The organism is Nitrospina watsonii, assembly GCF_946900835.1.
GTDB classification, from domain to species: Bacteria; Nitrospinota; Nitrospinia; order Nitrospinales; family Nitrospinaceae; genus Nitrospina; species Nitrospina watsonii.
In genome coordinates, this window is record NZ_OX336137.1 from 587,508 (window position 1) to 608,218 (window position 20,711).

Annotated in this window: 21 protein-coding genes; 5 read left to right on the forward strand and 16 right to left on the reverse strand. The window is 59.9% G+C overall.

The window, feature by feature from the left end:
• Window positions 1-13: 13 nt before the first annotated feature.
• From QML71_RS02605 to QML71_RS02640, 8 genes are all read right to left on the reverse strand, one after another.
• Window positions 14-1,024 carry a M14 family metallopeptidase gene (locus QML71_RS02605; protein ID WP_282010343.1) on the reverse strand — a complete coding sequence of 337 codons (1,011 nt, stop codon included), beginning with the start codon at window positions 1,022-1,024 and terminating at the stop codon, window positions 14-16.
• A 2-nt stretch (window positions 1,025-1,026) separates the two neighbouring features.
• Complete coding sequence (locus QML71_RS02610) at window positions 1,027-2,463, reverse strand: glutamate-cysteine ligase family protein (protein ID WP_282010344.1); 1,437 nt, start codon at window positions 2,461-2,463, stop codon at window positions 1,027-1,029.
• 57 nt (window positions 2,464-2,520) lie between these two features.
• Window positions 2,521-4,008, reverse strand: a complete 1,488-nt coding sequence (gene aroE / locus QML71_RS02615) for a shikimate dehydrogenase (RefSeq protein WP_282010345.1) — start codon at window positions 4,006-4,008, stop codon at window positions 2,521-2,523.
• A 127-nt stretch (window positions 4,009-4,135) separates the two neighbouring features.
• Window positions 4,136-4,606, reverse strand: coding sequence for a hypothetical protein (locus tag QML71_RS02620; RefSeq protein WP_282010346.1), 471 nt, complete (start codon window positions 4,604-4,606; stop codon window positions 4,136-4,138).
• 19 nt (window positions 4,607-4,625) lie between these two features.
• Window positions 4,626-5,063: a flagellar export chaperone FlgN gene (gene flgN, locus QML71_RS02625; protein ID WP_282010347.1), complete on the reverse strand. Its 438-nt coding sequence runs from the start codon at window positions 5,061-5,063 to the stop codon at window positions 4,626-4,628.
• Between the two features lie 3 nt (window positions 5,064-5,066).
• A complete protein-coding gene (gene fliD, locus QML71_RS02630) occupies window positions 5,067-6,887 on the reverse strand; it encodes a flagellar filament capping protein FliD (RefSeq protein ID WP_282010348.1) in 1,821 nt (606 codons plus the stop codon).
• A 23-nt stretch (window positions 6,888-6,910) separates the two neighbouring features.
• Window positions 6,911-7,993, reverse strand: coding sequence for a hypothetical protein (locus tag QML71_RS02635; RefSeq protein WP_282010349.1), 1,083 nt, complete (start codon window positions 7,991-7,993; stop codon window positions 6,911-6,913).
• A gap of 415 nt (window positions 7,994-8,408) precedes the next feature.
• On the reverse strand, window positions 8,409-9,005 hold the full coding sequence (locus QML71_RS02640; protein ID WP_282010350.1) for a DUF8042 domain-containing protein: 597 nt from the start codon (window positions 9,003-9,005) through the stop codon (window positions 8,409-8,411).
• 190 nt (window positions 9,006-9,195) lie between these two features.
• On the opposite strand from QML71_RS02640, the gene QML71_RS02645 reads away from it, so the two are divergent.
• Window positions 9,196-10,047 carry a flagellin N-terminal helical domain-containing protein gene (locus tag QML71_RS02645; protein ID WP_282010351.1) on the forward strand — a complete coding sequence of 284 codons (852 nt, stop codon included), beginning with the start codon at window positions 9,196-9,198 and terminating at the stop codon, window positions 10,045-10,047.
• A 406-nt stretch (window positions 10,048-10,453) separates the two neighbouring features.
• Window positions 10,454-10,657, forward strand: coding sequence for a hypothetical protein (locus QML71_RS02650; RefSeq protein WP_282010352.1), 204 nt, complete (start codon window positions 10,454-10,456; stop codon window positions 10,655-10,657).
• A 223-nt stretch (window positions 10,658-10,880) separates the two neighbouring features.
• Here the strand turns inward: QML71_RS02650 and QML71_RS02655 are convergent, their stop codons facing one another.
• The 7 genes from QML71_RS02655 to rpmH all read right to left on the reverse strand — a co-directional run bounded on the left by QML71_RS02655 (window position 10,881) and on the right by rpmH (window position 15,973).
• Window positions 10,881-11,357 carry an AAA-type ATPase lid domain-containing protein gene (locus QML71_RS02655; RefSeq protein ID WP_282012571.1) on the reverse strand — a complete coding sequence of 159 codons (477 nt, stop codon included), beginning with the start codon at window positions 11,355-11,357 and terminating at the stop codon, window positions 10,881-10,883.
• Window positions 11,296-11,937 carry a sigma 54-interacting transcriptional regulator gene (locus tag QML71_RS02660; protein ID WP_282010353.1) on the reverse strand — a complete coding sequence of 214 codons (642 nt, stop codon included), beginning with the start codon at window positions 11,935-11,937 and terminating at the stop codon, window positions 11,296-11,298. The genes QML71_RS02655 and QML71_RS02660 overlap by 62 nt, the downstream gene beginning before the upstream one ends.
• A 207-nt stretch (window positions 11,938-12,144) precedes the next feature.
• Complete coding sequence (gene mnmE, locus QML71_RS02665; RefSeq protein WP_282010354.1) at window positions 12,145-13,521, reverse strand: tRNA uridine-5-carboxymethylaminomethyl(34) synthesis GTPase MnmE; 1,377 nt, start codon at window positions 13,519-13,521, stop codon at window positions 12,145-12,147.
• Between the two features lie 19 nt (window positions 13,522-13,540).
• Window positions 13,541-15,214: a membrane protein insertase YidC gene (gene yidC / locus QML71_RS02670; RefSeq protein ID WP_282010355.1), complete on the reverse strand. Its 1,674-nt coding sequence runs from the start codon at window positions 15,212-15,214 to the stop codon at window positions 13,541-13,543.
• Window positions 15,215-15,228: 14 nt separating this feature from the next.
• The gene (gene yidD / locus QML71_RS02675) at window positions 15,229-15,441 is read right to left on the reverse strand and encodes a membrane protein insertion efficiency factor YidD (RefSeq protein ID WP_282010356.1); all 213 of its coding nucleotides are present in this window, start codon (window positions 15,439-15,441) and stop codon (window positions 15,229-15,231) included.
• Window positions 15,442-15,489: 48 nt separating this feature from the next.
• Window positions 15,490-15,834, reverse strand: a complete 345-nt coding sequence (gene rnpA / locus QML71_RS02680; RefSeq protein ID WP_282010357.1) for a ribonuclease P protein component — start codon at window positions 15,832-15,834, stop codon at window positions 15,490-15,492.
• Between the two features lie 4 nt (window positions 15,835-15,838).
• Entirely contained in the window at window positions 15,839-15,973 is a 135-nt protein-coding gene (gene rpmH / locus QML71_RS02685) for a 50S ribosomal protein L34 (protein ID WP_282010358.1), read from the reverse strand.
• A 356-nt stretch (window positions 15,974-16,329) separates the two neighbouring features.
• On the opposite strand from rpmH, the gene QML71_RS02690 reads away from it, so the two are divergent.
• Entirely contained in the window at window positions 16,330-17,385 is a 1,056-nt protein-coding gene (locus QML71_RS02690; RefSeq protein ID WP_282010359.1) for a hypothetical protein, read from the forward strand.
• Between the two features lies 1 nt (window position 17,386).
• Here QML71_RS02690 and tyrS read toward each other — a convergent pair whose 3' ends face one another.
• Window positions 17,387-18,592, reverse strand: a complete 1,206-nt coding sequence (gene tyrS, locus QML71_RS02695) for a tyrosine--tRNA ligase (RefSeq protein ID WP_282010360.1) — start codon at window positions 18,590-18,592, stop codon at window positions 17,387-17,389.
• 153 nt (window positions 18,593-18,745) lie between these two features.
• Here tyrS and QML71_RS02700 point away from each other — a divergent pair, with 153 nt between their 5' ends.
• Both QML71_RS02700 and hutH read left to right on the forward strand, forming a co-directional pair.
• Complete coding sequence (locus QML71_RS02700) at window positions 18,746-19,111, forward strand: hypothetical protein (protein WP_282010361.1); 366 nt, start codon at window positions 18,746-18,748, stop codon at window positions 19,109-19,111.
• Window positions 19,112-19,130: 19 nt separating this feature from the next.
• Window positions 19,131-20,657 (forward strand): histidine ammonia-lyase, encoded by a 1,527-nt coding sequence (gene hutH / locus QML71_RS02705; protein WP_282010362.1) that lies wholly within the window; start codon window positions 19,131-19,133, stop codon window positions 20,655-20,657.
• The last annotated feature ends 54 nt before the right edge of the window (window positions 20,658-20,711 follow it).

Below are 20,711 nucleotides of genomic sequence, written 5' to 3' on the forward strand. Positions count from 1 at the left end.
AAACTGACTGACTTCACTCCAACACATACCTCTGCATGAGGTAGCCCAGGCAGTCGTCGAGGGCGGCGTCGGGGCGGGTGGTCAGCATGGAGGGCACCACCGCGCGCTTCAAGCGTATCTCGTCCCCTTTATAAACAAAAAACTCGTCGCCCACTTCCTTCCCCGTCTCGTCGATCACAACCAACCGCTTGCCCGCGTCGTGCCGCCAGCCGATGCGCGTGTTCTCCGGCAGTTCCTGGAAGTTCAGGCTGTCCAGATTCTCCACGAACACGAAGTCTTCCTGTCCCCCCGAATGATCGAACCCGACCGTGCAGCCATCCGGAAACTCGATGCGCCCGATGCTGTGGTACACCGACTCGTCCGCCGTGCGGTATCCGGTCGGCACGATCGCCGCGAGGTTCAGGCACTGATCGACGAAGCCGTGCACGCGTTCGAGGCCCTTGGGATCGCCCGCCTGCCCGCACTCCACCGTCACCGCCGGGCAGATCTCGGCGAACGCTTTGCTGAGCACGGTGTCGGGCCGGGTGAAGTACACCAGCTTGTCGCTGAACAGTTTGCCGAGGAACACGCACGCGGGATCGAGTTTGTTGATGGCGGAGTAGGGCGGGTTCTTGCCCGACGTGTTGTGGATGTCGATGCAGGCGAACAGTCCGTTCTCCCGCGCCATAGTCACTACGCGTGCCGCGAGGCGATGCTCCGGCCGGTCTCCGCCGTTCCAGATGCGGTTGAAGTCGGGTTGCTGGTCGAGGTGACGCAGGTTGCCCTTGGCCGCATGCACGTTGCCGAGAAACAGCCACACACTGCGCGGCAGTCCTTCCGGCGATCCGAGGTACTGCGTCAGCAGTCTCTGCATGGACTGGAATCCCGTCGGCTCGTCGCCGTGCAGCAGCGTCGAGATGAACAGCGGCGGTTCGGCGCGGCCGGGAATGTGCAAGAGCGTCGGCCCCGGCAGGACGTTATCCAATTCTTCGACGGGCGTGGTGAGCAGTTCCGGAGGCACATGGTCGAGCCGGTGCAGGTCCATGATCACAGGCTCCACTCGTGGACCGGACGGCGGCTGTTCTGATTGCGGTAATAGGCGGCGGTCAACGCCGCCATGTCGCATCCGTGTTTGGCGACGAAGTCGCGTTGCCAGCGCGCGCCGTTTTGCCCCGAGCGCACACGCGGCACGATGATGCCGCCGATGTAATGGTCGATGTCCGCCTGCCGCACGCCGGCGCGTTCGAGTCCCTGCCGGGCGGCGGGGACAAGTTGATCCAGAACCAGTTCCTGCATGGTGCCGGTGCGGTTGCCGATCCATTTGATTTCCGAGCACAGTCCGTTGCGGGCGGCGCGGTAAAAGTTGTCGCGGGCTTGTGTGAACGGGATCAACTCCTCCAGCCGCGGTTCTTCATGGACGAAGTGCACCATGAGGCCGAGCAGCAAGGCGACGTTGGCGATGATGTCGGGCCGGCTGGGTCCGGCGGCGGGCACGCGGTGTTCGATGCGCAGGTGCGGCGCGCCGTTGTCGCTGACGCCGATCAAGGGCCGCGTCCAGCGCCAGATGGTGCCGTTGTGCAGGCGCAGGTGGCTTAGGTTTTCTTCCGGCTCGTCGAAATGGATCGGCAGCAGGATGGGGTACGCGTACAGGTTTTCGAGAAACGGTTCGAGGATGGAACTCTCCGCGTAGCCGGTGCCGAAGGTGGCGCGGCCGATGGTGCGTCCGTCGTGGGCGCGGAAACTGGCGACGGCGATGGACTGCTCGAAGGCCGGGATGCGGGTTTCGTCCCACAGGTCGCGGCCGAACAGGTACGGTGAGTTGGCGGTGACGGCGGCCATCGGCGCGGCCAGCACCTGCGACAGGTTGTAATGCCGGGCCGCGTGCTGTGGCGGACACTGGATGTGGATTTGCAGCGACGTCGTCACCGATTCCAGCATGACGTCGTCGTGCTCGACGTGCAGGTGGTCGCGGCCCTTGATGTCCAAAACGAGATTGCGTCCGTTGCGCAGGCGCAGCACCTGTTCGTTGAGCGCCTGGTAACGGCTGTTGGACGACATGTTGGCAACGGTCAGGGCGTCGTCGGTGATGGTGGGCAGGATGCCGATGGCCATGACGCCGCAGCCGGCGTCGCGGGCGTGGGCATCGCACAGGCTCCAGATGGTTTCCAGCTCGCGGTCCATGTTGCCCAGCATGTCGGCGGAAAGCACCTGCGGCGTGCTGTTGAGTTCGAAATTGAAGCGCGCCAGTTCCGGCACGACGAGAGGGTGGTCGATACGCGGCAGGATGATGTCGTTGACCGGCGCGGGTTGGAAGTCGGCGTCCACCAGCCAGGCTTCCAGTTCGAAACCGCAGTATCCCGGCTCCTGTTCGAACACGCCTTCATGGAACCACGCCGACAGCCGGTCCGTTTCCCGATGCAGACGGCGTTTGAACTCCTCGAAGTCGGTTTCGCCAAACTGGGAATGAGGAATGTCCAGGCCCATGAGCGCCGCCTCCGCAGGAACAGGTTACTTAGAAAGTATAACGCATCCTTCGCGCAATCAAATTCCTTTTGCTTCCAGATCGCGCAGGCGGGTTTCGACGACATCGCGCAGCGGCGCACGCGGCGGGGTCTTGCCGGTCCACAGTTCCAGTTGCTGGATCGCCTGGTTGAGGAACAGCTCGATGCCCGGAACCACGGTGCAGCCTTTTTCTTTGGCTTCGCGGATCAGGCGCGTCTCCATCGGGTTGTACACCGAGTCGAACACCACCATGCCGGGTTTCAAGAGGCGCGCCGGGTAGGGCGTGTCTTGCGTGTTGGGCGTCATGCCGGCGGGCGAGCAGTTGATGAGGACATCGACCTCGCGGCGGTCCACATCGCGGACGCTGATGAGTTCCGCATTCAATTCCTGGGCCAGCGCCTCGGCTTTTTCTTTATTGCGGTTGTAGGTGAGGGTGAGCGTCGCGCCCTCGCTGCCCACGCCGTAACCGATGGCTTTCGCCGTGCCGCCGGCGCCGATGATGAGCACCTTCTTGCCTTTGAGTTCCGTCACCGCGTTGAGCGCTTCCAGGGCGCCGGTGACATCCGTGTTGTAGCCCACCCAGTCGCTGCCTTCGCGCACCACGGTGTTGACCGCGCCGATTTTTTCCGCGAGCGGATCGATGCGGTCGAGCTGCTTCATGATGTCCTCCTTGAACGGCATGGTCACGCTGAGGCCGCCGAAGAAAGCTTCGAAGGCGTTGAAGAAGCGCGTCACGCTTTTCGCCCAGAAGGGCACGTACACATAAGGCAGGTTCAGTTCCTGAAAGGCGCGGTTGTGGATGAGGTAGCCCATGCTCTTGTTGACCGGATCGCCGATGACGCCGAAGATGCGGCTGTCCAGTTTGAGGTCGTTGACGCGGTAGATGTCCTTGAGCGTCGTCGCCGGAATCTGCCCCGGCGCGCTTTCGCGTCCCCGGTCGAGCGAGCCGAACGTCAGCCAGCCGCCGTACATGGGCGACAGAATGCGGCTGATCTCGCCCTTCTCGCCCATGCAGAAGGCGATCAGCGACACCTCGTCGCGGCGCGCGCGGTTGAGCAGTTGCAGCAGTTTCAGGTTGTCGTTGAGGTCCTGGGCGTAGGTGCTGAGCTTCAGCACGTCGGCGGGCATCTGCGTCATCAGTTCGTAGAGCGATTCGATTTTATCGTCGGTGCGGGTGAAATCGTGGTGCGACAGAATGATCTTCGAGTTGCCTTTGTTTTCGAGCACCGAGCGCAGCAGGTCCGAGGGCGTGGAGGTTTCGATATCGACGTACATCGCGTCCTGTTCGATGGCCTGCTTGAGGATGGCGACGCGGTCTGCCTCGTTGCCGGGGTACTGGCCGCCGTCCATTTTGGAACGGTTGGTGACGATGTAGGGTTTGTCTCCGGCGGCCTGGATGAGGCGCGGCAGGTTGTGATCGGCAATCAAATCCAGGCGAAACTCGATGAAGTCGGCGGCATGGCGGCAGGCGTCGATGTCTTCAAGCGCGCGGTCCATGTTGGGACCGACGATGGGAACGCAAATCATGAAACTCCTTCTTTCCGGGATGGCAGAAAAATCCGCTGCGGGAAAACGGCGAGGTCCGATTATGCCTTATGCGGGAGGGAAAATCCAGCGACGGGGAGGGGGGTGTGGGCAGGGCGCAGGGCGTTTGTCAGGCCCGGCGGCCGCGGCGGGAAGCCGGGTTTTCGGCGTCTTTGTCCGTGTCGTCCAGATCCTGCGCGTTGGCGAAATTGAGGAGGTCGAGCAGATCGAGATCGGGAATCCGGTCCACCGGCTCGTTCTGGTCGCGCGCGGGGGTCGATGGGGTGCGGGCGGCGGCGGGTTGGGGCCCGGTTTTGGGAACGGCCTGGGCTGCCACTGCGGGCGCGGATTGCACCGCGGCCTGAATTTGCAAAGGAGTGAAAGAGGCCGGTCTGATATTTTTAATATGAGAGGAGGCGGGCGGCGGTTCCTTCCGCGTCAGACCTGCCTCGAACAGGCGCTGCGCTTCCGTGGACAGGCTCACCCGGTCCGCCTGCACCTGTGCCGTGCGCAGGTTGCTCTGCCGGTTGAGGTCCGCGATGCGTGACTGGTTCTGGTACACCTGGAACGCACGCGATACGTTGCCAACGTTGAAGTCCATGTTGCCGTTCTCTCCTTAATCAGGCGTCCCCGGAAAACTCCGTGCCCTTGGTGCCAGGCATGCCGTACTGCTTGATGCTCTGCTTGCGGTTTTTGAGGTCCGCCAGTTCGTCGCGGGTGCCCAGCGCTTTCGACTTCAGGCTTTCCGCACATTCGTTTTCAATCTGGATCAGTTGTTCCATCAGCCTCAGCACTTCGTTCTGCAATTCTTTAGCCTGGGGCGGCAATGCTTTTTTTGCCTCATTGGAAAGACTGTCCGAGCTTTCCTTCAGTGTCTGCTCGGTTTCGCGTAGGGCCCGCAGGAGTTGTTCTTTACTCTGAATCAATTGCAACAGGCGGGTCTCATCGTCCGTGTCGATGGCGGCTTTCTGTTTTTTCGCGAGTTCCAGAAGCTGCGCGTATCCGGTTTTCTGCGACTGGAGCCCTTCGAGAATCTGGGTTGTTTGTCTGGATGACATCGGTCACACCACCGCAATGAGGTTTCTCAGCAGGTCGTTGCTGGAGTTCTGCTGAAACAACTCCGCTACCTTGGAAGGCACCTGCGACAACTCCCGGATCTGTTCCTGTTTGAAATCAAGAACGCCCAGATTGCCGCTGAGCGCCTTCTCCAGAACCGGTTCGATGCTGGACAAAATACCACCGTCTTCACGCGTAAGGATATCAAAAACCTTGCCCGGGTTCTGCTGCAGGGCGCGTTCCAGCTGGGGACGGTTGATTTTCAACGTATCGTCGAATTCGGAGCGGATGCCGATGGCCGACAATTCCCGAAACAGTTTGCTGCCGACATGCTTGAACAGGGTCGAGGGACTGTCCTGCAGACTGCGCACCGCATTGGTCAGACCCACTTCCTGAAATGAGGTCTTGCCCACGTTCACGCTGTCGATGCCCAGCGACCGGTTGTCCTGCTGCGATCCTGCCTGGCTCTGCGTGCGCGCATCCCGTTGGTTGACCCGGCGCAGGACACCCTGCGAGTTTTGTATCAGGTCGTTGCGCAGGGTCTGGATATCGAGGTCGCGCGCGAACAGCCGGTCGCCTCCCAGAATCTTATTGAAGGCGGTGATCGTGTCGTTGAAACGATCGACCAGCGATCGAATCTGCGTCGCCGCCGCCCTGGCATCGACCTGCACCCGCACCTGCACCGACTCGTTCGAGGTTCCGGTGAGGGTGAGGGTCACACCGTTCAGCACATTGTCAAAAGTATTGGTGTCGCTCTGGAAGGTACGTCCGTCGATTTCAATCGCCGCATTTCGTGCGGACTGGTTGAGGTCCTGCACCTGCCCGTTGACCGTCACCAGTTGTTTTTCTTTTTGCACCGAAACGCCCTGGCTGTTGAGCGTGAAGAATCCCAGTTGCAGCAGCAGGCCATCGGTGTCGTCCAGTGTGATGCGTTCGCCTTCCGCCGCCGTGAGTTCCAGCCGGTTGTCGGCAGACAGGGTGGCGGTGACACCGGTCTCGGCGGTGCCTCCATCGAGCCGGCCATTGCCGTTGGCGTCTTCCGAGGGATCGAGCACGCCGTTGTTGTTGCGGTCTTCGATGACGAACAGGCCTTCGAAAAATTCGGTGGGTTCGATTTCGATGATGTCGATCGAGCCGTTGCCGTTGAAATCTTCCGCTCCGTCGAGGGTGCCGTTGCCGTTGGTGTCCTCACCGCGATTGATCTTGTTGGCGATGTCGAGCAGGGTGTCGCCTACGGTGACTGTCACCTCCACGCCGTTGATGGAAAAACTTCCACTGAGGCCCAGTGCGCCGAGCGATTGCGCGTCGGACACCAGCCGTTCCCGGGTTGCCTGCTGAATGCCTTTGAGTTCGAACCGGGAGAGCGATGCCGTGTTGTCCACAGTCACCTCCACCACCTCGGGGTTTGAGGAAAACCCGGTCAACAGGTTCAGCGCCCCGGTTTCGCGCAGGGTCTGTACGGAACTCTGCAAGCGTTGCAGTCGTGTCCGCAGGTCCTGCAAGGCGTCGCTCTGCAATTGCACGAACCGGTTTTTTTTATTGAACTCGTCGAGCGCGGGCAGGCCCGAATCCTGAAACGTTTCGGTCAGGAAGCGGCCGCCCTGGGCGACGCGCAATGCGGACAACGGACCGCGCAGGTCGTCGATCACCGGGAAGCCCCGATCGACGAATAAAAAAGAGTCGGTAAAAATATCCGCCCGGTTCGGCAAGGGGGTGCCGGGGGCGGCGCTCCCTGTTGCCGACAGCTTGGCGTTGAGGTTCAACCTGCCTGTCAGGGTCAGGTTGAAGGTGTTGACGATTGAATTGCTGAGACCGGCGATGGCCATGTTCGGTTCCCGCAGATTCTGGTTTAAATAAACTGGTTGATGTTGAGCCCGCGCCGGGTCAACTGGGTTTCCGGATTCAAAGGCCGGGGACGGGTTTCGTTCCGGTCTTCCTCTTCTTCCTCCCGCCGGGCACGGCGCGCCTCGGCCTGTTCCTCCGCCTGCTCAATGCGGTTCTGCTCCACCCGTTCCGTGCCGATGGCTTCCGCGGTCGGCGGCGTGACGGCATCGAGTTGGGCGCCCGGCAGCACGAACGGTTCCGGGTCGCTCAGCAGCAGGTTGTTGTTGGCTTGCTGGAGGACTCCGGTCTCGTCATCCGCGCTGTCTGGTTCCGCAAGCAGGTCGCGCAGTTCGCGGTTGGCGCGCAGGGCCGGGGCCGTTTCCAGAAAATTGGAACGCAGCGCGGCCGGGTTTTCCGTCAGTTGTTCGATGTTGGAGTCGGGTTGTTCCTGGGCCAGAATCCGGGGTTCGGTGGCGCCGACAGGCGGCAGGTTGCCTTGCTGCAGGAGCAGAGGGTCTTGCGGTTCCGGCTCCGGTTCGGGTGGTTGCGGCAGAGCCCGGTCCAGCACCTGCGATTCCGGTTCGGGCGGTTGCGGCAGAGCCCGGTCCAACACCTGCGGTTCCGGCGGCAACAGAAGCCGCGCCGCCGCGCCTTCCCCTCCCGGTTCGGTGCCGAGGACGCCATTGGTCTGTGGCCGCAATTCGAGGTTGCCGGGGCGGCGGATGACGGCGGCGATGGCCTGCTCGATGGGGCTGAACGGCCTCGGGGCATCCGGATTGTTTGCATCGAGACGCAGACCCGTTTCATTATCCACCTCCCCGACCACGGAGCGGGCCACTTCCAGATTCGTTCGGGGAGCCGGAGCGGTTTCCGCCTCGCGGCGCACCACATCTTCGGCAAGGCGCACCTCGCCCGGTTGCGGACGTGGCGTGGCATTCACCCGGTCTTGCACCTGATTGACGCGGCGGTCTTCCTCTCTCCGCTCCGCGCGTTCCTCCTGCGCCCGGCGCAGCCGGCTGATCGCGCCGTTGTTCTCGTCGTCGTTGTTCTCCCCAAAACGGGGAAGACCGAGCCGATTGAATGGGAAACTGCTGTCGATTTCTGCCATGGTTGCCTGCTTTCCGGACTTTTTTTTGAAGCCGCCCGGTTTAGCATTAAAGTCTTATTTTTTACGACCGTTAAGAGGTATAGGCGAATTTTATTGTTTTGTCCCGGATGCGTTGAAAAAAAATAAAAGACGATCCAACGCTGGGCGCTTTATCCCATACCCATGAATACTTCCATGAACCGGACCCAAACATTCAAAGAATTGTTTTTAAAGGGTCTGGTTGGATATTGGGCCGGGTGCATCCATTCAGCGCACAATTACCCTAATTCTCTTAACGGAGGATTTACATAAGACTTGAGGGAAAAATAAAAAAAATTCCAGGTTATTTTTAAAGCTTTGATTACAGGGAAGTTAAACGTCAGGCGGGTAGCCGGACCGGGTGCCGGAGGCGGCAGGGTCAACAAAAACAGGGGGATCAGTTCTTGAGTTGGGGCAGGACGGTCAGCCAGTCCTTGTAGTAAGGCAGGAACTCGTATTCCAGAAGGTCGGCGAGGCGCACCCAGTCCTGCTTCTTGTGGACTTCGAGCACGCCCTGGGTCAAAGTCACCAGTTCCTGTTTGCGGTCGGCCAGGGTTTTGCCGTTGTATTCGGTTTGGTTGACATCGAGTTGCCGGGCTTGCACGACCAATTCGCCCAGTTGTGAAAACCAGTCGATGCCATCGACGACATCGACGAACAGTTTGTTGGCTTCCTGCTGGTCGCCGGCGCGGAACATGGTGGCCACTTTTTCGAGGCCGGGAATCAGGCGTTCCAGGTAGCCGATGGCATTGTCGATGTTTTCGTTGACCATGTCGTTCATGGTCGATGTTTCAATTTCGAGCTTGTGGATATTTTCGGTGGGGGCTTCCTTCAACTCATCGGACCCGAATTCAATGTTTTCTTCATTGACCCGGATTTTGAACAGGAACTGGTCGTCCTGGAGTTTTTCTTTCTGGATGTGTTCGAGCAGATCGCCCAGTTTGGCATGTTCGTAGGAAGAGCTGTCTTCGGTGCCGTTGATATAGATTTTCATGCGGAGACCTGGATGGTGTGTTGAGGGTGGAAGAAGACCATCGCCGCCGGAGAGAGCGAGCGGGATGGGTGACCGGGGGCCGGAAGGCGTCGCCAGCGTGCGGCCAATTTGACATCCTGCCTCAATATTATTAACTTTGAATATAAAGTCAAAGATTTTTACGACGCCTCATAAGAGGAAGGAGCGAGCCATGGCCAGTTCCATTGATTCCGATACCACCAGTCGATTGCTGAACCTGATTCAGCGCAACCGGTCCGGCGTGCGCACCACGCTGGCGCAGGTGGCGTCCGGCAACCGCATCGTGAACGCGGGCATCGATCCCGCAGGGCTGGCCTTGTCCGACCGGTTGAATGCGGAAATCCGCGCTCTGTCGCAGGCCAGCCGCAACATCGAAACCGGTTCGAACTTCATCAATGTGGCCGAAGGAGGCCTCGCGACCATCAACGATCTCGCCCAGCGTGGGCGGGAGTTGGCGGTGCAGGCCAGCAACGGCACTCTGGGCGACACCGAACGCGGCCTGTTGAATACGGAGTTTCAGCAGGTGCTGAGCGAGATCGACCGCATTTCGCAGTCGTTGGAATTCAACGGCCAGAACCTGCTGAACGGCGAGCTGGCTCCGGGGTCCTCCGATCAGGTCAACATCCAGGTGGGTTCCGGCAGCGGGCCGGAAGACCAGATCAACCTGAACGTGGTCGAGGCCACGGACACCACGACCCTGGGCCTGGCGGGCACGGACATTTCCACGGTGAGCGGTGCGCTGACGGCCATCGACAGCATTGACACGGCACTCACGACCGTCAACCAGACCCGCGCCAACGTGGGAGCGGTGTCCAACCGCCTGGCCGTGACCGCCGCCACGACGCGCGACACCATCGTCAACCTGTCGGCGGCGGAAGAAGCCATCGCAGGCACCGACATCGCCCGCGCCATCTCCCAACTGACCGAGGAGTTGACGCGGCTGGAGGCGTCCATCCGCTCGCTCGGCATCCAGAACCGGTCCAACGAAAACCGGGTGGGCCGCCTGCTCAACATCAATACCTGACTCCCTTACAGGGAGAGGAAACGGCTTGTATTTGGGACGGGCTGGGCAGCATCACCCGGTTCCCCCTTGTAAAGGGGGTTAGGGGGATTCTTCCGATTGAATCCTGAGCGTCAGCGAAGGATTTCGATGGTCAATGCAATTCTTTAAAAGTCATCCATCACTGCGTTCTGGATGACAAACCGAAAAGGTACAAGCCCCCCAGCCCCCTTCGGAGAAGGGGGTGTCCATCCACTTCCAACATCCCATCGTCCGCCCGCAAAGCATGACCCTGTTTCCTCCCCACGTAGTGGGGCCGGGCACTTGTCATAGAGGGGTTGGGGAAAATTGCGCTTGATTCCGGGGCGTTGAAATGATACTTAAAACCCTTAATTCCAAAGATACTCAGCGCATATCCGGAGATTAAGAAATGGAAGTCAACACCATCAAGATTGAAATCCGCAAGCACCACGTCACCCCGGGCATCAACGTGCTGGACCTGGTGATCGACGCCAACGGCGAGAAGATCGTCAAGCAGACCCAGCACAAGGATACCGACCGGGCCTACAAGCAGTTCGTGGAAGAGGCCATCCGCATTGCCAAGGAACTGGCCTACGCCCGCATCGAAGGCTGACGCGGTTTTTCCCGCCTGCGGCGAGCCCCCCATCTGGCGCGCCGCCGCACATCATGGTTCCGGCTTCACTCGATTTTTGTTCAGGGGAGCACACCGGGAAACCCGGCGTGGCGTGAAGTTCTGTAGCCCGTTGGATTCTACGGTGTGGGTTTTATTGGGAACGGGCTGGCGGATCAGCGTGCGCCCACAATGCATTACCCCATTGCCTCCCGGCTCAGCCGGGTCAGTCCTCGCGCTGGATGTTCATCTTCTTGAGTTTTTCGACGAGGGTGGTGCGGTTGAGGCCGAGCAGCACGGCGGCTTTGTTCTTCACCCAGTCCGTTTTCTCCAGCGCCTCAAGAATCAATTCCTTCTCGAAATCCTCCACCATTTTCTTCAGATTGATGCCTTCGTCGGGGATGCCGACAAAGCACGAGGTGTTCAGGGTGCTGCGCAGGAACTCGGCGGGGGTTTCCGTGGGTTCGGCCTGCACCAGCGGTTCCCATTGCTCGCGCGGCACCTCGCCCAGCACCTTCTCCGGCAGGTCGCGCGGGGTCAGCGTGCTGCCCGTGCTCAACACCACCATGCGCTCCATGAAATTCGCCAGCTCGCGGATGTTGCCCGGCCACGGGTAATTGCACAGGATCTCCATCGCCGCGTCACTGATGCCGGTGACGCTCTTGCACTTTTGTTCGTTGAACACGTGCAGGTAGTGATTCACCAACAAAGGAATGTCGGTTTTGCGTTGGCGTAAGGGGGGGGATGGAAATGGGGATGACGTTCAGGCGGTAAAACAGGTCTTCGCGAAAGCGGCCTTGCTGGATGGCGTCTTCCAGGTTGCGATGCGTGGCGGCGATGACGCGCACGTCGATCTTGATCGGCTTGTTGCCGCCGACGCGATCGATTTCGTTTTCGGCCAGCACGCGCAGCAGCTTCACTTGCAAGAGCGGCGGCATGTCGCCGATTTCATCGAGGAACACCGTGCCGTCCTGCGCCAGCTCGACGCGACCAACGCGGTGGTTGACCGCCCCGGTGAAGGCGCCTTTTTCGTGGCCGAACAACTCGGTTTCCAACAACTCGCCCGGGATGGCGCCGCAGTTGACCGGCACGAAGGGTTTGTCCACGCGGCGGCTGTTGTGGTGCAGGGCGCGGGCGATGAGTTCCTTGCCGGTGCCGCTTTCGCCGGTGATGATGACCGTGCTGTTGGAGTCGGCGGCGCGCTCGATCAGGTCGTACACCACCCCGATGGCGTCGCTCTTTCCTATTAAATGATAAGAATCGCTTTGAAGTTTAAGCCCCATAAAGTCAGTATTTTATACAAAAATCCCGGAATGTCAAAATTTTGTCAAAAAATGTTGGATTTCTAACGATATATTTATAACTGATTGAAACTAAATGGCTGATCATTGGGATGCCGCAAATTGCACAATGCGAGATAAAGAGAAGATTTCCTTTCTGACCTTGCCCAGCTCATTACTCCGTGAGTGCTCCCTCCGGGCGGTGCCCGGTCACTTGCCGATGCAGAAATCGTCGAAAATCTGGTCGAGCAGGTCTTCGACGAAGGTTTTGCCGAGCAGGCCGCCCAGGTGTTCGAGCGCGGTGTTGAGATCGACGGCGACGAGGTCTTCCGACAGATCGCCGTTGAGCGATTCGGTGACGCGTTGCAAGGCGTCGCGGCTGCCGGCCAGCGCCTGGCGGTGGCGTTCGCGGGTGATGAGGGCGCCCTCGCCGGACGGCGCGCCTGCGAGGATGCGTGCGTGCAAGCGGTCGATCAATGCGTCCAGCCCCTCGCCGGTGGTGGCGGAGATGGGAAACGGCGTTTCATCCTGGAAGCGTTTTGCCAGGGCGTCCGTATCCAGTTGCGGCGGCCGGTCGCATTTGTTGAGCACGATCAGGCGCGGCGTGGCGCCGACGGCATCGAGCAGCATGTCGTCGTTGGCGTCGAGCGGCATCGAGAGATCGAGCAGCACCAGCGCCAGGTCGGCCTGACCCAGGGCACGGCGCGTGCGTTTGATGCCTTCTTCCTCGATCACTTCCGGCTGATGCCGGATGCCCGCTGTGTCGACGATGTTCAAATGCAGGTCGCGGATGCGCACGCGTTCTTCCAGCACGTCGCGCGTGGTGCCGGGGTGCGGGGTGACGATGGCGCGGTCTTCTTTCAGCAGGGCGTTCAGCAGACTGGATTTGCCGACGTTGGGTTTGCCGACCAGGGCGACGTTCAACCCCTCGCGGTAGATGCGTCCGGCGCGGAAGGTGGCGATGAGTGCATCGATTTCTTTCTGCACGGCGCTGACCTGTTGGGCCATGGCCTGCTTGCGTTCGAACTCCAGTCCCTCTTCCGGAAAATCGATAGCCGCTTCCAGTTGCGCCAGCACCGCCAAGAGCCGGTCGTAGAGTGCGTTGAGCGAGCGCGACAGCTCGCCCTGCAATTGTGAAAGCGCGGTTGACAGGGCCTTGTCCGAGGCGGCGTGGATGACGTCGGCGACGGCTTCGGCCTGGGTGAGGTCGAGGCGTCCGTGCAGGAAGGCGCGGCGGGTGAACTCGCCGGGCAGGGCGAGGCGCGCTCCCTGATCGAGCACGCCTTGCAGAATGCGCGTGGCGACAAAGGCGCCGCCGTGACCGTGGATCTCCACCACGTCTTCCGAGGTGTAACTGTGCGGCTTCACGAAGCGTGTCAGCAGGACTTCGTCGAGGATGCGTCCGGTCGCGGGGTCGTGGATGTGGCCGAACGCGACTTTCAGCGGTTCGATCGTTTCCAGCGTTTGGGGCGGCGCGGGACGGAACAGTTGGCAGGCGATGGGCCAGGCATCGGGTCCGCTGATGCGGACGATGTGGATGCCTCCGTCTCCTAATGGAGTGGCGATGGCGGCGATGGTGTCGTCCATAACGGCCCCTCCCAGACGATCAGTCTTTGGCGACGTGGTAGATGTAGTACTGCTGGCTGATGGTCAGGAGGTTGTTCACGGTCCAGTAGATGACGAGTCCCGCCGGAAACGTGATGAACAGGAACGTGAAGATGATCGGCATCATCAGGAAAATTTTCTGTTGAACGGGATCGGCCACCGTCGGCGTCAGCTTCTGTTGCAGGAACATGGTGGCGCCCATGAGTACCGGCGTCACGAAGTAGGGATCGCTCTGCGACAGGTCCTGAATCCACAGCATGAACGGCGCGCCGCGCAGCTCGATGGAAAAAAACAGGGCGTGATAGAGCGCGATGAACACCGGGATTTGCAGCAGCATCGGCAAACAGCCGCCCAATGGGTTGACTTTGTGCTTGCGGTAGAGGCCGATCATCTCCTCGTTCATCTTCTGCCGGTCGTCCTTGTAACGTTCCTGCAAGACCTTGACGTAGGGCTGGATCTTCTGCATGCCCTTCATCGATTTGAAGCTCTTGTGCGTCAGCGGGAAAAACAACACCTTGATGACGAAGGTGAGCAGGATGATCGACCAGCCGTAGTTGCCGACCAGATCGTAAAAGAAGTTGAGGCATTTCAGAATGGGTTTGACGAGAAACGCGAACTTGTTGCCGAACCAGCCGTAATCGATCAGCCGCACCAGCTTGTGCTCGAGGCTTTCCAAAAGCTCCAGTTCCTTGGTGCCGACGTACACCAGGTAGCTGGCGGAGGCGGCGGCCTGCACCGACTCGAAATTCAGGCCGACGTACTGCGTTTCGTCATCGACCTTCTGCACGAAACCGGACTGCACGCCGTTTTCAGGAATGAGCGCGGCGGCGAAGTATTTATTCTGGAACGACGTCCACACCAGGTCGCCCTTGTGGGTGACGGTGTGGGTCATGTCTGCTGCGGGATTTTCAATGCGCTGGTTGTTGACGAAGGTGGTGGGGCCGGAGAAGGAGATGAAGTTGGGGCCCGCCGTGTCGGCGCCGCCGATTCCGGGACCCCACACCACGGCGTACTTGAGGTTCTTGCCTTCAAAGGGCGGCGCCCGCATCTGGGTGCGTATCTTGAACAGCGGCTTGCCGTATTCAAACGAAAGGTGCCGCACCACTTCCAGTCCCGACTCGTGCTTGAGGTGCAGCGTGATCTCGCCTTCGGGGCTGTCCTGCGTCAGGATCAACGATTGCATTGATGCCTCATAATGCCCGTTGCGCAGGATCTGGTCCAGTTCCGGCTCGCCGGTGATGAGCGTCAGCGGGTAGAGCGACCCTTCCGGGTGGCGGATGAGGTTCAGCGGTTCGCCGTCGAGGTTGTTATTCTTGCGGAGCAGCGCGTGCGTCAGCACCCCGCCCTGCGTTGAAAACCGGTAGGTGACCGATTCGGTCTCGATTTCGATGACTTCGCCCTGCTGGATGGACGCCTTGGGCGCGGTGCCGCTGTCGGGGAACCCGGTGGACATATCGTCCCGCGGCGTTCCCACGCTGCCACTTTCCGGCTCGCCCAGGGTGGACGGGGTCAGGGAATCCGTGGATTGGGTTGTGGGTGCAGAGGATTTCTGCTTCTGCACGGTCTGGGTTTTCTGTACTTCTTCCGGTGGCGGCTGGAACTGCGCCATCACCCAACCCCAGACGACGAACACCCCCAGCGACAACACAAAGGCCAGCAACAATCGGTTTTCCAAGATTCAATCTCCGCTTATCGGACCGGGTCGTGCCCGCCCTCGTGGTAGGGATGGCATTTCAGCAGCCGGATTACAATCCGATACGCCGCCTTGAACAGGGGATACCGATCCAGTGCTTGCCAGGCATATTCCGAACAGGTGGGGTGGAAGCGGCAGGCCGGCGGCAGAAAGGGCGCGATCCCCCGCTGGTATCCACGGATGCATTGTTTGAAAAGGAATCGGATCATGACGGTTCTAAACGTGTCTGGAAGGATGCGACCGGGTTGCCGTTCGGGTTATTTCATTTTACGAAAGATACTGACCAGTTTGGTTTCGAGAATCGGGCAGGGCAGGGGGACCAGGTTTTTGCCGGAGATCACCACGATGTCCATGCCTGTCGAGGCGATCTGTTTCTGGTGGCGGAAGACTTCACGGATTTTGCGCTTGGCCCGGTTGCGGGCCACGGCGTTGCCGATTTTCTTCGAGGCAATGATGCCAAGCCGATGGTGCTCCAAACCGTTGGGCAAATAAAAAAGAGTGCAGAGATCCTCCACTCTTTGTTTGCGACCTTCGGCCATGACCTTCTGGAACTGGGGACGTTGCAACAATCTCTCGTGCTTCTCAAAAGATCGATTCGGCATCGCCTTATACAGCCAGGCGTTTCCGTCCTTTGCGCCGCCGGTTGGACAGCACCCTGCGTCCACCCACCGTGGACATTCTTGCCCGAAAACCGTGGGTGCGTTTGCGTCTGATGTTTTTGGGTTGATAGGTTCGTTTCATAATGCGTTTCCGGCAGGCCGGTATTGCCTGCGTAATCCCTTGCTTTTTAAATGGTTATGGTATTTTTTGAGGCACTCGGGAATTGGCCTCAATTATTCCACCCGGGGCGCGGCTTTGTCAAGGGAAATCCAAATAAAACCAAGGTTTTTAAGCCGGACCCGGCGGGGACGCCCCCATTTGCCGCGGGATGAGTTTATATATAATTGAAAACAAGCAGGTTGTGGGAACTATTTTGTTTACAAACCGGCGTTTTCTGCTATCCTGTTTTCACTCCCAAAAAGCAGTGAACCCAAGCGTTTTCAAAGAGTTTTTAAATAATGGTTTGCACCGGATCAATTTCAGGAAAGGTATCCCCCATGTGCCGTAAAGCCCGTATCCTCTGGACCGTCGCTGTGGCGGTAGGTTTGACTTTGAACGGATTGCCTGTCTGGGCCCAGGGTTCCGACGTGGAATCCGCTGCGAACAAGCACAGCTCGAACGAGCACAGCTCGAACGAGCACGGCGTTCAGGTCGCCAAAATGAATCCTCTGTATCCGGTGGTGTTGTCCCGCGGCCTGGTGGGGCAGACCGACACGGAGCCGCCCGCCAAGGAAAAACGCGAGGTCCGCGTCGCGCCCGGCAAAAAGAAAGACACCTGGATCACCTATGATACGTATTTCCGCCTGGGCCATGTCGGTCCGGAAGTGGAGCCGGTCGGCGAAGTGGTGCAGGGCGTGCGTCATCATATTGCGTTCAGCCCGGCCCAATACATCTTTGCGGAGTTTGAAAGAGGTGACGACGGCCGGGTTAATGTGAAGGTCGGCGACGAGTTCCGGCTCGTTGATGACCGGGAAACGGTGCGTCATCCCAAAGTCATGTTTGGCATCACCGACCGCAGCGAGGTCAATTCTTTGGACTTCGGTTACAACGGTGAGTTTGCCTACTCCCTGGAATTCCGCCAGGACGCGGTGGGTCAGAAGTTCGTCGTCAAGGGAGTTGTGGAAGTGGTGGATATCGTTCCCGAAAGCGGCGTCGCCAAGTTGAAGGTCACCCGGGGGTTTCATCCCATTGTGGCAGGCGACTGGTTGATTCCCATGCCCCGCGAAAAACCGGAAATGTTGAAAGTCAAACATGAGCCGCAGCCCAAGAACATCGAGGGCTTCCTCATCGGCAACGATCGCACCAGCAGCATCTTCAGTTCTTACGGAGATGAGGTGTACCTCGACAAGGGGGCGATGCACAACGTGGGCGTGGGCGATCGTTTCGAGGTGTACATGGTGCCGGAACGGGACGGCTGGTTCGGTGCGGATTTGACGGCACACGTGATCGGCGAACTGGTTGTGCTGTCCACGCAGGAAAACACGTCCACGGCGCGGGTGATCAAGCAGACCGAGCCGCTGCTGCCGGGACAGAAAGTCCGCAGCAAGCGCTGAGTCAGGGCGCGGCGATTTTCAGAAAACGTTTTTTGCCGACTTTGATCAGGGTGTCGCGGTTGCCCGGCAGTTGCATTTTTTCATCGGAGACGCGTTCGCCGTCTATGGTGACGGCGCCCTGCTTGATGAGGCGGCGCGCTTCGGACGTGCTTGGGCACAGGTCGAACCCGGCGAGCACGCTGGTGATGTCGCGGGCTTCGTCGCCCCAGCCGGGCACGGTGGGGATGTCCGTCGGCAGATTCTTGTTGCTGAACACGTTTTTGAATTCTTCCACCGCCCGCTCCGCATCCTCCGCGGAGTGGTACTTCGCCACCATCTCTTTCGCCAGTTCGATTTTAATGTCGCGCGGATTCTCCGTTTTACCGCGCTGCTTCAGCGCCTCCAACTCCTGCACGTTCAGATCGCTCAACAACTCGTAATAGCGCCACATCAGGTCATCGGAAATGGACATGATCTTGCCGAAGATATCGCCCGGCGGTTCCAGAATGCCGATGGCGTTGTTCAAACTTTTGCTCATCTTCTGCACGCCGTCGGTGCCTTCCAGCAACGGCATGGTCAACACCACCTGCGGTTCCTGCCCGTAAGCGCGTTGCAGGTCGCGTCCCACCAGCAAATTGAACTTCTGATCGGTGCCCCCTAGCTCCACGTCGGCTTTCATGGCGACGGAGTCGTAGCCCTGCACCAGGGGGTACATCAATTCGTGCAGCGAGATCGGTAGATTCTGGTTGAGCCGTTTGGTGAAGTCGTCGCGTTCCAGCATGCGCGCCACGGTGTAGCGGGCGGCTAAGTTGATCATGTCGGTGGCGCTGAACGGACCCATCCACTCGCTGTTGAACAGCACGGTGGTGCGCTCGCGGTCGAGGATCTTGTACACCTGCTCAAGATAAGTCTTGGCGTTTTCGGCGACCTCTTGTTCGGTCAGGCTTTTGCGGGTTTCGGATTTGCCGGTCGGGTCGCCGATCATGCCGGTGAAGTCGCCGATCAGAAACACCACTTCGTGACCGAGTTGCTGGAAGTGTTTCATTTTCTGCAACAGCACCGTGTGGCCGAGGTGCAGGTCGGGTGCGGTGGGATCGAACCCGGCCTTGACGCGCAGGGGCTTGCCTGTTTTAATGGACCGCTCAAGAATCCGGGCGAGCTCTTTTTCGTCGATGATCTCGACGGTGCCCCGTTTGATGACTTTCAACTGTTCTTCGACTGGCGACATGATGGTCTATCGTATAACGAATGGGAAGGGGCCGGTTCCGGGCGGAATCGGAATGATGCAAGCTAGCACACCCCCGGTTTCACTGCAACGTCTTTGCATTCCCCGCATCCGCCGCTCTCGTGTTTGTCCGCACATCTCCTCGGCGAAACCCGCATGACGGCCCAACCGCTTTCCGCAACGCACCTGAAAAAATACCGTCAGGCCGGGTGGGCGTTTTTCGTTTTCAACCTGCTTTACGTAGGCATGGTGTATGTGTTTCTACCGCCGTTCAACCTGGGTGTTGCCGAAGCGGCGGGCTACACGGCGTTGGCGCTGGTTTTGTTCGGTGCGCTGTCGTATTTTATATATAAGGGGGGTAAGGTGCTGACGGTCATCCTCATCGGACTGTATGGCACCCGCGTTGTGTTTTCCTTTTATACGTTGACGACGGGGGAGGCCTTCGAAGCGGTGCCTTACGTGTTGCCGACAACGATCGCCGCCTTCTACATGTTGTGCCGGGCTTTTTGGAACTGGCGTTGACACCCGGCTGGGAGCGCCCATGAAATTACTGGAACTGGACGGCAACAACCTGACGCTGGAGCAGGCGGTCCGTGCCATCCGGGACAACATCCCGGTGGGCCTCACCCGCGAGGCGCGAAAACGGGTCCAACATTCCCGCACACAGATCGATGCCGCCGTGCGCGATCGCAAAATGATTTACGGCGTGACCACCGGCTTCGGAGCGTTGAGCAATGTGGTGGTGTCACAGGAAGATGCGCGCCGCCTGCAGACCAATGTATTGATGAGCCACGCCGCCGGCGTGGGCATTCCTTTCGAAGAAGAAGTGGTGCGCATGACCATGCTGTTGATGGCGAATAGCAAGGCCAAGGGCTATTCCGGCCTGCGTCTGGAAACGGTGAACACCCTGCTGGCGATGCTGAACCAAGGCGTGGTGCCGGTGGTGCCGCAGCAGGGATCGGTGGGCGCCAGCGGCGACCTGGCCCCCATGGCGCACCTGTCTCTGGTGCTGATCGGGCGCGGCAAGGCGACGTATCAGGGCGAGGTGCTGGACGGTGCGGAAGCGTTGCGGCGCGCGGGCATCGAGCCGGTGACCCTGGCGGAAGGCGAAGGCCTGGCGCTGATCAACGGCACGCAGGTGATGACGGCTCTGGGGGCGCTGACGCTGTGCCGTGGCCTGAAGCTGGCAAAGATCGTGGACATCGCCGCGGCCATGAGCCTGGAGGTGCTGCTCGGCACCAACACGCAGTTTCACAAACGCATTCATCACATCCGGCCGCATCCGGGGCAGATCGATACCGCCTCGAACATGCGCAAGATCACCGACGGCAGCGAAATCATTTCCTCGCACAAGGACTGCGACCAGATCCAGGACGCGTACTCGCTGCGCTGCGTGCCGCAGGTGCACGGCGCGACGCGCGACACGCTGAACCATGTGCGGCGTGTGCTGGAGACGGAGATGAACTCGGCGACGGAAAATCCGCTGGTGTTCGAAAACGGACAGGTGCTGAGTGGCGGCAATTTTCACGGCCAGCCGGTGGCGCTGGTGATGGATTTCATGACCATTGCGCTGGCGGAGCTGGCGAACATTTCCGAACGGCGTATCGAGCGTATGGTGAACCCGAACCTGAGCGGCCTGCCGTCGTTTCTGATCGAAGGCGGCGGCCTCAACTCCGGTTTCATGATCGCGCAGTACACGGCAGCGGCGCTGGTTTCGGAAAACAAGGCGTGGGCGCATCCCGCGTCGGTGGACTCCATCCCCACCTCGGCGAACAAGGAAGACCACGTCAGCATGGGCACCATCGGCGCGCGCAAGGCGGCGCATGTGGCGGGGAACGTGAAGCACGTCGCCGCCATCGAGCTGTTGTGCGGGGCGCAGGCGATGGACCTGTTCACCAACCTCAAGCCGGGGCAGGGCACGCTGGCCGCGTACGAACGCCTGCGCCAGCAGGTGACGCACATGGACACCGACCGCGAACTGCATCCCGATATTGAAACCGTCGCCCGATTGATCGACAATGATGAAATTCTGGACGCGGTGGAAAAAGTCACCGGTCCCCTGCTGTAACCGGGCCACGCCCGCCGGGCTGCACCCGGAGGAAACGGAGTGAATTTAGAAATG

Excerpts from the sequence above, each read along its gene's own strand:
- QML71_RS02605 (WP_282010343.1), bottom strand. The coding sequence starts at position 1,024 with ATGGACCTGCACCGGCTCGACCATGTGCCTCCGGAACTGCTCACCACG.
- QML71_RS02610 (WP_282010344.1), bottom strand. The coding sequence starts at position 2,463 with ATGGGCCTGGACATTCCTCATTCCCAGTTTGGCGAAACCGACTTCGAG.
- aroE (WP_282010345.1), bottom strand. The coding sequence starts at position 4,008 with ATGATTTGCGTTCCCATCGTCGGTCCCAACATGGACCGCGCGCTTGAA.
- QML71_RS02620 (WP_282010346.1), bottom strand. The coding sequence starts at position 4,606 with ATGGACTTCAACGTTGGCAACGTATCGCGTGCGTTCCAGGTGTACCAG.
- flgN (WP_282010347.1), bottom strand. The coding sequence starts at position 5,063 with ATGTCATCCAGACAAACAACCCAGATTCTCGAAGGGCTCCAGTCGCAG.
- fliD (WP_282010348.1), bottom strand. The coding sequence starts at position 6,887 with ATGGCCATCGCCGGTCTCAGCAATTCAATCGTCAACACCTTCAACCTG.
- QML71_RS02635 (WP_282010349.1), bottom strand. The coding sequence starts at position 7,993 with ATGGCAGAAATCGACAGCAGTTTCCCATTCAATCGGCTCGGTCTTCCC.
- QML71_RS02640 (WP_282010350.1), bottom strand. The coding sequence starts at position 9,005 with ATGAAAATCTATATCAACGGCACCGAAGACAGCTCTTCCTACGAACAT.
- QML71_RS02645 (WP_282010351.1), top strand. The coding sequence starts at position 9,196 with ATGGCCAGTTCCATTGATTCCGATACCACCAGTCGATTGCTGAACCTG.
- QML71_RS02650 (WP_282010352.1), top strand. The coding sequence starts at position 10,454 with ATGGAAGTCAACACCATCAAGATTGAAATCCGCAAGCACCACGTCACC.
- QML71_RS02660 (WP_282010353.1), bottom strand. The coding sequence starts at position 11,937 with ATGGGGCTTAAACTTCAAAGCGATTCTTATCATTTAATAGGAAAGAGC.
- mnmE (WP_282010354.1), bottom strand. The coding sequence starts at position 13,521 with ATGGACGACACCATCGCCGCCATCGCCACTCCATTAGGAGACGGAGGC.
- yidD (WP_282010356.1), bottom strand. The coding sequence starts at position 15,441 with ATGATCCGATTCCTTTTCAAACAATGCATCCGTGGATACCAGCGGGGG.
- rnpA (WP_282010357.1), bottom strand. The coding sequence starts at position 15,834 with ATGCCGAATCGATCTTTTGAGAAGCACGAGAGATTGTTGCAACGTCCC.
- rpmH (WP_282010358.1), bottom strand. The coding sequence starts at position 15,973 with ATGAAACGAACCTATCAACCCAAAAACATCAGACGCAAACGCACCCAC.
- QML71_RS02690 (WP_282010359.1), top strand. The coding sequence starts at position 16,330 with ATGTGCCGTAAAGCCCGTATCCTCTGGACCGTCGCTGTGGCGGTAGGT.
- tyrS (WP_282010360.1), bottom strand. The coding sequence starts at position 18,592 with ATGTCGCCAGTCGAAGAACAGTTGAAAGTCATCAAACGGGGCACCGTC.
- QML71_RS02700 (WP_282010361.1), top strand. The coding sequence starts at position 18,746 with ATGACGGCCCAACCGCTTTCCGCAACGCACCTGAAAAAATACCGTCAG.
- hutH (WP_282010362.1), top strand. The coding sequence starts at position 19,131 with ATGAAATTACTGGAACTGGACGGCAACAACCTGACGCTGGAGCAGGCG.